Origin of the sequence: Pseudomonas sp. K8 (assembly GCF_014889455.1) — a bacterium.
GTDB classification, from domain to species: Bacteria; Pseudomonadota; Gammaproteobacteria; order Pseudomonadales; family Pseudomonadaceae; genus Aquipseudomonas; species Aquipseudomonas veronii.
On record NZ_VJWO01000193.1, the window covers coordinates 1 to 645 of the forward strand.

At 66.4% G+C, this 645-nt stretch carries 1 protein-coding gene; it reads left to right on the forward strand.

The genetic code is table 11. The annotated features are described in order from the left end of the window. The first annotated feature begins 110 nt into the window (after positions 1-110). A complete protein-coding gene (locus tag INT12_RS30935) occupies positions 111-551 on the forward strand; it encodes a response regulator (protein ID WP_193059234.1) in 441 nt (146 codons plus the stop codon). Positions 552-645: the final 94 nt, after the last annotated feature.

Consider the following 645-nt stretch of genomic DNA (forward strand, 5'->3'; position numbering starts at 1 on the left):
GCCCGCCACGGCGGCCGCATCTGGGCCGAAGCGGCGGTGGACCAGGGCGCCACGTTCCACTTCCTTCTTCCTTCCTCCCTCGACGCACTCAACAACAAAGGCCCCGTCGCATGACCGCTCTCCGCACCATCCTGCTTGCCGAGGACAGCCCCGCCGATGCTGAAATGGCCATCGATGCCCTGAAGGAAGCGCGCCTGGCCAACCCCATCGTGCACGTCGAGGACGGCGTGGAAGCGATGGACTACCTGCTGCGCCGCGGTGCCTTCGCCAACCGCGAGGAAGGCCTGCCGGCGGTGCTGCTGCTGGATATCAAGATGCCGCGCATGGACGGGCTGGAAGTGCTGCGCCAGATCCGCAGTGCCGAGGAGCTCAAGCGGCTGCCGGTGGTGATTCTGTCGTCCTCGCGCGAGGAGAGCGACCTGGCCCGCAGCTGGGACCTGGGCGTCAATGCCTATGTGGTCAAACCGGTGGACGTGGACCAGTTCTTCGGTGCCGTGCAGACGCTCGGCAAGTTCTGGGCGCTGATCAACCAGGCTCCGGAGGTCGAATAACCCATGCCGCTCACCGGCCCCTCGCTGGGACACCTGCGCATCCTGCTGGTGGAGGATTCGCCCGAAGATGCCGAGCTGATGTGCGGGCAGATGC

Excerpts from the sequence above, each read along its gene's own strand:
- INT12_RS30935 (WP_193059234.1), top strand. The coding sequence starts at position 111 with ATGACCGCTCTCCGCACCATCCTGCTTGCCGAGGACAGCCCCGCCGAT.